The sequence below is a fragment of the Thermogemmatispora sp. genome (assembly GCF_019683755.1).
Lineage (GTDB): Bacteria > Chloroflexota > Ktedonobacteria > Ktedonobacterales > Ktedonobacteraceae > Thermogemmatispora.
Window position 1 is genome coordinate 1 of sequence record NZ_JADGHT010000185.1, and the last position, 8,932, is coordinate 8,932.

8 protein-coding genes and 1 pseudogene are annotated in these 8,932 nt (G+C 59.5%); all 9 read left to right on the forward strand.

Going from position 1 to position 8,932, the window contains the following annotated elements; genetic code table 11:
• Nucleotides 1–719 (forward strand): sugar ABC transporter permease (locus IRZ24_RS12485; protein WP_297164727.1); only part of this gene is annotated, 719 nt, incomplete at its 5' end.
• Nucleotides 720–721: 2 nt separating this feature from the next.
• On the forward strand, nucleotides 722–1,732 hold the full coding sequence (locus tag IRZ24_RS12490; RefSeq protein ID WP_297164729.1) for a carbohydrate ABC transporter permease: 1,011 nt from the start codon (nucleotides 722–724) through the stop codon (nucleotides 1,730–1,732).
• Nucleotides 1,733–1,860: 128 nt separating this feature from the next.
• Nucleotides 1,861–2,535 (forward strand): hypothetical protein, encoded by a 675-nt coding sequence (locus tag IRZ24_RS12495; RefSeq protein WP_297164731.1) that lies wholly within the window; start codon nucleotides 1,861–1,863, stop codon nucleotides 2,533–2,535.
• Nucleotides 2,519–2,851: a hypothetical protein gene (locus IRZ24_RS12500; RefSeq protein ID WP_297164733.1), complete on the forward strand. Its 333-nt coding sequence runs from the start codon at nucleotides 2,519–2,521 to the stop codon at nucleotides 2,849–2,851. The genes IRZ24_RS12495 and IRZ24_RS12500 overlap by 17 nt, the downstream gene beginning before the upstream one ends.
• 68 nt (nucleotides 2,852–2,919) lie before the next feature.
• Nucleotides 2,920–5,481 carry a glycoside hydrolase family 31 protein gene (locus IRZ24_RS12505; RefSeq protein ID WP_297164734.1) on the forward strand — a complete coding sequence of 854 codons (2,562 nt, stop codon included), beginning with the start codon at nucleotides 2,920–2,922 and terminating at the stop codon, nucleotides 5,479–5,481.
• A gap of 367 nt (nucleotides 5,482–5,848) precedes the next feature.
• Complete coding sequence (gene cas1 / locus IRZ24_RS12510) at nucleotides 5,849–6,871, forward strand: CRISPR-associated endonuclease Cas1 (protein WP_297164736.1); 1,023 nt, start codon at nucleotides 5,849–5,851, stop codon at nucleotides 6,869–6,871.
• Between the two features lie 30 nt (nucleotides 6,872–6,901).
• Nucleotides 6,902–7,147 (forward strand): annotated as a pseudogene (gene cas2 / locus IRZ24_RS12515) (CRISPR-associated endonuclease Cas2); the annotation flags it as partial.
• Nucleotides 7,148–7,196: 49 nt separating this feature from the next.
• The gene (cas4, locus tag IRZ24_RS12520) at nucleotides 7,197–7,835 is read left to right on the forward strand and encodes a CRISPR-associated protein Cas4 (RefSeq protein WP_297164739.1); all 639 of its coding nucleotides are present in this window, start codon (nucleotides 7,197–7,199) and stop codon (nucleotides 7,833–7,835) included.
• 176 nt (nucleotides 7,836–8,011) lie between these two features.
• On the forward strand, nucleotides 8,012–8,932 hold a 921-nt coding region (locus IRZ24_RS12525), incomplete at its 3' end, for a WYL domain-containing protein (RefSeq protein ID WP_297164741.1).

Genomic DNA, 8,932 nt, shown 5'->3' on the forward strand with positions numbered 1-8,932 from the left:
CTAATTATCGCCGGGTGCTGGCTGATCCTCTCTTTGCTGTCGCCTGGCGCAACACTCTGGCGTTTACCGGCTATGCTCTGCTCTTTGGTTATGTAGTGCCTCTGGTGCTGGCGCTAGCGATCAACGAGATGCGTCACGGCAAGGGCTATTTTCGTCTGGCTTTCTATTTGCCGGTGATGCTGCCGCCGATCGTCACGGTCTTTCTCTGGCGCTGGATGTATGATCCCGACTCGGGCTTGCTGAATGCTCTGCTGAGCCTGGTCCATCTGCCAGGCCGGCTCTGGCTGGAAGATCCGCAGACAGCTTTGCCTTGTCTGGTGGTAGTGGCTACCTGGAGCGCCGCCGGCTCAACGATGCTGGTCTATCTGGCCGCCCTCCAAGGGGTGCCGGCCTCGCTCTACGAAGCAGCGGAGATCGATGGGGCTGGCTTCTGGCGCCGCCTCTGGCATGTGACCTTGCCCTGCATTCGCCCCATGATGTTGCTGATGCTGGTGTTGCAGATTATCGCGACTATGCAGGTCTTTATCGAGCCGTTCACCATCACTGGCGGCGGCCCCCAGCATGCCACGCTGAGCGTCCTGCTGCTGATCTATACCTATGCTTTCCAGAACGCAGACTTTGGTGAGGCGAGCGCTCTGAGCGTAATGCTGTTCCTGGTGTTGGCCGCCTTTGCTCTCGTGTATATGCGGATGACCAGCCGCCTGCTACAAGGAGACTAACTATGGAGATGGACGGCTTTGAAACGCTGCGCAGGCTAGATGAGCAGGAGCCGCCAGCGGTCGCGGGACGGCGCTGGTTAGCCTGGCGCCTACGCTTTGCCGAGCGCCGCTCTTCCGTGGATATGGCAGCTAGTAGCGAGCGGACGCTGATCTCGCCCTTGATGCTCCGGCGTCCATTGGTGCGCGTGCTCTACTGGGTGATCTTCTTGCTGCTGCTGTTAGCTACTGCGACCACCTTTGGCCCGCTCTATTGGATGGTGAGCGGGGCCCTGAAATCGAATGTCGAGATCTTTCAGACGCCGCCGACATTCTGGCCAGCTCATCCTCAGTGGAGCAATTATAGTAATGCCTGGCGTATTCTGCAGTTGCCGCTCTATCTGGGAAATTCGCTCATTTTGGCCGCTGGAGCGGTGGTGCTGCAATTGCTGGTCTCGGCTACGGCAGCCTATGCCCTCTCGAGACTGCGCCTGTGGGGCAGGTCTGTGATCCAGTTTGCTTTCTTCGCAACCTTGATGGTGCCTTCGGTCGTCTATCTCATCCCCCAATTCGTCAATATCAGCAACCTGCCGCTGATCCATGTGTCGCTGATCAATACATGGGCTGGGGTCTGGTTACCGGAGGCGGCCAATGCCTTCAATATTCTGGTGCTCAAGAGCTTCTTCGATACGATCCCCAGCGAGTTGATCGATGCCGCCCGTCTGGATGGGGCCAGTAGTTGGCAGGTCTTTACGCGTATTGTGCTCCCGCTCTCGCGCCCAGCCCTGGCCGTGATTACGATCTTTACGGTGATCGCTTCTTGGAAAGATTTCCTCTGGCCGCTGCTGGTGCTTTCGAACAGCAACCTGCAGCCGCTGCTGGTGGCTCTTTACCATGAGTCGAGCCTGAATGCGAATCTGCCTTTTAGCTATTTGATGGCCGGCCTGGTCTTTGCCAGCATTCCCCCCATTGTGCTTTTCCTGCTCTTCCAGCGCCAGATCATTCGTGGCGTTAATTTGACCGGGCTGAAGGGTTAGAACGGCAGGGATGATCAAGGAGTAGGGAGAGCGTGTTTGCTCTGCTTGCCTGCCCCTCATGAAGGGCAAGTCTGTGCTCTCTCCAGCTCCTGAGGGAAAGAGACTGTTCACAAGAAAGAAGGTATCTGATGCCGGATGCAAAGCAGCAAGTCCGCACGCTGCTCAACTGCGGCAAGTGTCGCCGAATGGTGCTGCTGCCGACTCCTCTGGCGCTGGTGTTGGGCAGCCTGAGCCTGGTGCTGACGTTGCCGCGTTTGACGGGGACGGCCCGGGCCAGCAGCGTCGCCGTGACCGGCGGCTCCGGGGCAACGCTCCCATATGTGGAGAGGAAGATTCAGCAGGCTGCTACCACTGGAAGTATGCGGGGACCCGATTTTACCCTCGGCAGCCTGGCCTCCGACGCCGTCGATCGTCAGGCAGCACTGTTGACTGGCGGTCAATATGTGCAGTTTACTTTGACGCAGCCCGCCGGCTCGCTCTTGGTGACTGCCCCACCTTACAATGCCGATCCGACGGGCAGGGTGGATGCCACCACTGCCACTCAGCAGGCTGTCAATGATGCCTCGGCCCAGGGTAAGACGGTCTGGCTGCCCAGTGGCAATGGCAATAGCGTGACCAACAACCTGGTGACCGGCTCGCAGTATCGCGGTGGCGGCATTATGATCGATTACGAGGACTTGGGCAATGCTACCGCCCCTTTCGTCGGGACAACGACCGTGAGCAATGATACGATCCAGCAGACAGCAGGCATCGGTGATCAAGGTATCCAGCAGGTTTGGCACGCTGATGTTCTGGGCCGATAGCGGCGCTATCAGTGCGACGTTTACGGTCTTCAGTGTGGCGATCGATAACAGCCAGTATATGGCGATCTCGTTCGATGGCGATAACTCCATCAGTACAGTGAACATGAACGGGGTGAATATCAATGGCGCTGAGTTCGCCTTTTCGAACAAGGTGAGCCAGATTACTGGTTCGGCGAGCAATGTGACGGCCAGTGGGCTGACGGTGGCCAGTATCCAGGGCTGCGAGAGCGCCTGCTCCGCCTTCGGGGACCTGGCTTCTATCAGTTTCCTGTTCTCTCCTTCGGTTCAACGGCTTTCAACGCTTGTTCTGGGATGAACCGAAGCGAAGATCAGCGATAAAGTTTTTTTTATGGAACCAATCAGAGTGGAAAGGAACCTATGTTCATGGAGAGGGTACAGCCAGTAGCCACCAATGCTCACCTAGCCGCTGTCTGGCCGGACGGCTATCAGGCCCTGGGTCGAGCACAGCTCTGCCAGCGGGACGCTACCAGCATCTGCTTGCGTAGTGGCCCGGCCACTGTCGAGGTGACAGCACTCGCGCCTGACCTTTTCCGCGTCGGTCTTTTTCTGCATGGCCGTCCCCGGCGCTACGAGTCGCCGGCTGTGGTGGAACAGGAGTGGCAGGTCGACCCAGTGACCATCAGCGAACCGGAAGCGGGGCGGGTGAGCATGGCCACAACGCTCGTGACGGCGCACCTCTCTCTTGATCCTCTGCGTATCAGTTTTACTGACCGGCATGGGCGGGTCTTCGCCGCTGATGATCCTGAGCTGGGCATGGGCTGGTTTGAGCAGCCCAGCGGGGATACACCTGTGGCCTTGGCCAATGTGACGGGGACGCTGGGTCTGCCGCTACGTGTCTATAAGCAGCATCTGCCCGAGGAGCACTACTTTGGCTGCGGTGAGCGCTTCGGCGGTCTCGATAAGACAGGGAGCTATCAGCTCTTCTGGAATACGGACCCGCCGCCGGGACGCAGCGTTTTCCAGAACAATCTCTATGTCTCTATCCCTTTTACGTTGGTGCTGGCCAATGGTCTGGCCTGGGGGCTGTTCGTGGATAATGCGGGTCGCGTGGCCTTCGATCTGGCCCACGAGCACCCGGGCCGCTCCTGGTTTGGGACCAGCACCGGCGATTTGATCTATTATGTGTTTTGCGGCCCGACTCCACAGGCTGTGCTGGAGCGCTATACCGCCCTGACGGGACGCACTCCTCTGCCGCCTCTCTGGTCCCTCGGCCATGGACAGAGTCGCTTTAGCTATGCTTCCGCCGCAGAGTTGCGCGAGGTGGCAGCGACCTTCCGGGCTCGCGATATTCCTTGCGATACGCTCTATCTGGATATCGATGCGCTCGACGGCTACCGCGTCTTCACCTGGGATCAGGAGCGCTTTCCCGATCCCGCTGGCCTCTTCTCCGAGCTGCGCGCTCAAGGCTTCCATGTGGTGAGCATTGTTGATGCGGGCATCAAGGTCGATGAGAGCTACGCGGTCTATGCCGATGGGAAGCGGCGCGATTGCTATTGTAAGACTCCGGACTACCATGACTATCAGAATGCGGTCTGGCCGGGCCTCTGTGTCTTTCCCGACGTGACAAACCCAGAGGTGCGCGCCTGGTGGGGCGAACAGCATCGTCCGCTGCTCGATGCCGGGGTAGCCGGCATCTGGACCGATATGAATGAGCCGGCTGTCTTTATTCCGGTGCATGGGACGCTGCCTCCCGAGACGATCCACCCTGGCGGCGGAACTCCACGCTTGCATGTTGAGATCCACAATGCCTATGGCTCGCTCCTGGTGCAGGCAACACGCGAGGGTCTGCAGCGCCTGCGCCCGGACAAGCGCCCGTTTGTGATTTCGCGCGCCGGCTACGCTGGCATTCAGCGCCATGCCTTGATTTGGACCGGCGATAATGCATCGACATGGGAGGATCTGGCGCAGAGCGTGCCGCAGTTGCTCAATCTGGGCCTCTCCGGCGTGAGTTGGTGCGGCAGCGATATCGGCGGCTTCTACGGCGATTGCAGCGGCGAGCTGCTGGCCCGCTGGACAGAGTTCGGGATCTTTCAGGCCTTTTGCCGCAACCACTCCGAGAAGCAGACGCGCCGTCAAGAGCCGTGGGTTTTTGGGGAACCATACGAGTCGGTCTGTCGCGCGATGCTCAAGCTACGGCAGCGCCTGCTCCCCTACTTGTATACGCTGTTCGAGGAATGCCATCGCACTGGTGCACCACTGCTGCGCCCTCTCTTCTGGATGGCGCCGGCAGATCCCGCCGCCTGGGCCTATGATGATGAGGCGCTTTGTGGCCCTGCTCTGCTGGTGGCGCCTGTCACTCGTCCGGCTGTCAGTCACCGTCATGTCTATTTGCCCGCCGGCACCTGGTTTCACTTCTGGAGCGGCCAGCGCCTCAGCGGTCCGACCCATGTGATAGCCTATGCCCCGCTCGGGCAGCCGGCGCTCTACGTGCGGGCGAATACGGCCGTGCCACTTTGGCCCGAGATGAACTATGTGGGAGAGCGAGCGCCTGATCCGTTGACGCTGCTGCTCTACCCAGCCGAAGGGAGTGGCGAAAGCAGTCTCTACGAGGATGCTGGCGATGGCTATGGCTACCTGCAAGGGGAATACGCTCGCCGGCGCATCATTTGCGAGGTCGAAGGCGATGAGATTCGCGTGTTCCTCAGCGCTCGCGAGGGCAGCTTTGTCCCGCCGCGCCAGCGCATCCTGTTGGAGCTGCGTGCCCTTGAGCGCCTTCCGCGGAGTGTCGAGCAACGCACCGGAAACGGCGCTTCTGCCGGTCAGGTCAAGTGGTCCTATGACCAGGAGCAGGGCCGCCTGCTGGTGACACTGCAAGAGCAGGTTGAGGCGCAAGAGCTGAGCATCCGCCTGGCGGCAAACTCCAGCGAGGGAGGGCCTGGCTCCTGGCTGGAGGAGCCAGACGAGGAGCCTGCTGATCGGCTTTGAGCTGTGGGCAGGCCGATGACTTTCCCGCTGTTCGCCCCGGTCGCTCGCCAGGCACTCAGGCGGTGAGCGCGGATCAGTTAGCTTCCTCGCTGGTATCAGTTCATTAGCTCAGGCTCCAGACCCTAGTGCTGCCAGAGCTAGTAGAGAGAGGAAGAGTGCTGGCAAGAGGTGCCAGTACCCTTCCTCTTCTTTCTCTCCTCTTTTAGAGTACCTCCGATGATTCCGATGCTTTAGCGGAATCCTCTCGCTACTCTTGTAGACATGAGCGCGCAGCTGCTCAGGCTGTTTCGGCCTGGTGGCTGCAGTATAATCACCAGATTATTCTGATAAAAATGCCAATGGCTATCGTTTGACGGATAGGGAAACTATGAATCTGATTGTGGAAGGGAAAGGCATTTTTATTAGTAAACATCAGGGAAGAATTCGCCTGGTCCGGGGTTCGCAGGTCGTGGAGGAAGTACCTCTGATCCATCTCAATCAAATTCTTGTTATCGATACAGGCGTTGGGATCTCCAGCGATGTGGTGAAGCTCTGCAGCGAGGAAGGGATCGCGCTCCATTTCCTAGAGAAAAATGGCATGGTGAGAGCCTCGCTCTACGCCGCCGGGCTGACAGGTACTGTGCTCACCAGGCGCGCGCAACTGCTGGCTTTCAGTTCCGCTAAGGGCTGCGAGCTTGCCCTGGCATTCACCCGCGGCAAACTGGCGAATCAGATTCATCTGCTGCGCTACTTCATGCGGAGCCGCAAAGATGAGCAGCCTCAGCTCTGCCAGAAACTGCACCAGTCAGCGCAAGCCATCCAGGATCTGCTTGGGGAAATGGACGGACTTACCATCAAGAGACAGGGAGTTGAAGAGTTGCGCCCCTCTTTGCTCTCACTGGAAGGCCGGGCCGCTCAGCACTACTGGGCGGGCATCAGGTATGTTCTGCCTGAGCAGATCGATTGGCCCGGACGTCAGACACGGGGAGCCACTGATCTTTTCAATGCCCTCCTCAACTACGGCTACGGCGTGCTTTATGCTCAAGTTGAACAGGCCATCCTCTTGGCAGGCCTTGATCCCTACGCGGGCTTTCTTCACGCCGACCGCCCTGGCAAGCCTAGCCTGGTTCTTGATTTGATCGAGGAATTCCGTCAGTGTACCGTTGATCGAACGCTGGTCGGTTTGCTGAATCGGCGCGTGCCGCTGGAGCAGGATAGCGAGGGGTTGCTGACTGCAGAGACGCGTCGTAAGGTGGCTGAGAAGGTATTGGAGCGCCTGAGCGGGAGCAGCGAGCTGTATGAAGGGAAGCGCCAGGCTCTTCGCTTCATTCTACAGCAGCAGGCCCGTCATTTGGCCTCCTTTTTGCGCGGCGATCGCGAGACCTATACGCCCTTTGTCGCCGGTTGGTAGTCAGTGGAGAAGAGAAGGGGTGCTTCTTTCATGCGCACACTGGTCATTTACGACATTTCTCACGATGGCACGCGCGCGAAGATCGCCGATGCCTGCCTCGACTATGGCCTGGAGCGTCTGCAGCAGAGCGCTTTTATCGGGGAGCTATCTCCCAGCCAGCAACGTGAGCTGTTTCTCAAGATGCGCCAGCGCCTGGGACGGCACGGGGCGAATATTCAGCTCTTTGCTCTTGATGAACGGGCCTGGGCCAGCCGCCGGGTGATTATCCGCGCTGAGCCGATGCCAGTGGAAGACGAGTCACAACGAGTGCAGAAGGAGGCAAGTGATGGAGGAGAGGATTCTGCATCTTATTGAGGAAGAGATAGAAACGTGGTGGCTGGATGTGACCGATCTGAAACAGTATGCCTGCTGTCCTCGCCTGATTTACTATCGCTATACCTGGCCAACCATCCGCCCCCTGACCTTGGCTATGCAGGCCGGCAAGGAGAGTCATCGCGCAGAGGCTCCGCTCCACGAGGTCCGCCGCAGCCTGCGCCGCTACGGCCTCGCTGAAGGTGAGCGGCTCTTTCATCAGCCGCTGATCTCCAGACGGCTGGGTCTCAAGGGGCGTGTTGATCTGTTGATTGTGTCACCATCGCTGGCTGCCCCGCTGCGCGAGGCGACCATTGTCGAGTATAAGGATTCGGAGCGCCAGAGCCAGGCCCACTTTATGCTCCAGCTAGCTGCCTATGCCCTGATGGTCGAGGAAGAGCTGGGTCTCCCTATCAGGGGAGCGTTCTTATATAGCCTCCCTCTGCGCCAGGCCGAACCGGTGCCGCTGACACGCGCACTGCGCCGCCGTGTTGAGACAACAGTGGCGGCTATCCGTCAGAGCCTGCAGACAGAGCGCCTGCCAGGGCCTACGGCTCAGCAGCGGCGCTGCCCGCTGTGCGAGTTCCGACGCTTTTGCAACGACGTGGTGTGAGTGAAGGGGGAGGGGAACAGGAGAGTAGAAAGCTAAGGCAAGGGGGCCTGTCTGAGAGAAGAGTGCGGGATTCCGACGATTTAGCGGAATCGCTTGGCTATACTGCTCCCCAGAGCAGCAGGCCGACTGCTCTCCCAGCGCACAAGCAAGAGCACCAAGGGAAAGGAGATGCCGCCTTGAATATCGAGACCATGAAGCGGGTCCACCGCCTGCAGACGATCATTCACCTGTTCGAGAGTCAGGCGCAGCGGCGTTGGCGTACCCGCGAGATCGCTGAGCGGCTGGGCATCAATGAGGATACGGCGAACAAGTACCTGAATGAGCTGCAGGTGACCGGCCTGCTGCCTCTCACAAAAGAGGGCCTCTACTGGTTTTTGCCAGAAGGGGCGGTCATCCCTAGGTTGCAGCTCTCCCTGAGCTATCCCGAGGCGGTGGGCCTCTATCTGGCTGGCCGCCTCCTGGCCCAGACGCGCGATGAGCGTAACTGGCATCTGACGATGGCCTTGCACAAGTTGCTAGAGGCCCTGCCCTCCCCCATACGCGAGCAGCAGGGGACGATTGCAGCCCTGCTCTTTACGGAGGATAGCGAAAGGGAGGATTTTTCGGCGATTTTTCTCGCGCTGGCCTGTGGCTGGGTCCAGCACCGGCGCGTCCGCTTGATCTACGAGCCGCCGCGCAAGAGCCGTTTTGAGACGCTTTTCGATCCCTATCTGCTGGAGCCATCGGCTATCGGGCGGACCATCTATGCGCTCGGCTACAGTCACACTGTGCAGGCCTTGCGCACTTTGAAGCTGGAACGCATCCGCTACGCCGAGCTAACCAGTGAGTCGTTTATTCCTGACCCTTCCTTTAAGGCTGAGGACTTGCTACAACGGGCTTGGGGCGTGATGTACGGCGATGAGGAACCGGTCAGGGTGCGTCTGCACTTCAGCAGCCAGGTCGTGAAGCGGGTGCGTGAGACGCGCTGGCATCCGTCGCAGGAGATTCGTCTGACGCGCGACGGCTGCGAGTGGACGGCCCTGATCGGTGATCTGGTCGAGATTGAACCCTGGGTTCGCGGTTGGGGAGCCGACTGTGTGGTGTTGGAGCCGGAAGAG

What these genes read in the sequence shown, in the direction of transcription:
- cas4 (WP_297164739.1), top strand. Translation starts at nt 7,197, where the DNA reads ATGGAGGAGAGGATTCTGCATCTTATTGAGGAAGAGATAGAAACGTGG.
- IRZ24_RS12500 (WP_297164733.1), top strand. Translation starts at nt 2,519, where the DNA reads ATGTTCTGGGCCGATAGCGGCGCTATCAGTGCGACGTTTACGGTCTTC.
- cas1 (WP_297164736.1), top strand. Translation starts at nt 5,849, where the DNA reads ATGAATCTGATTGTGGAAGGGAAAGGCATTTTTATTAGTAAACATCAG.
- IRZ24_RS12505 (WP_297164734.1), top strand. Translation starts at nt 2,920, where the DNA reads ATGGAGAGGGTACAGCCAGTAGCCACCAATGCTCACCTAGCCGCTGTC.
- IRZ24_RS12495 (WP_297164731.1), top strand. Translation starts at nt 1,861, where the DNA reads ATGCCGGATGCAAAGCAGCAAGTCCGCACGCTGCTCAACTGCGGCAAG.
- IRZ24_RS12490 (WP_297164729.1), top strand. Translation starts at nt 722, where the DNA reads ATGGAGATGGACGGCTTTGAAACGCTGCGCAGGCTAGATGAGCAGGAG.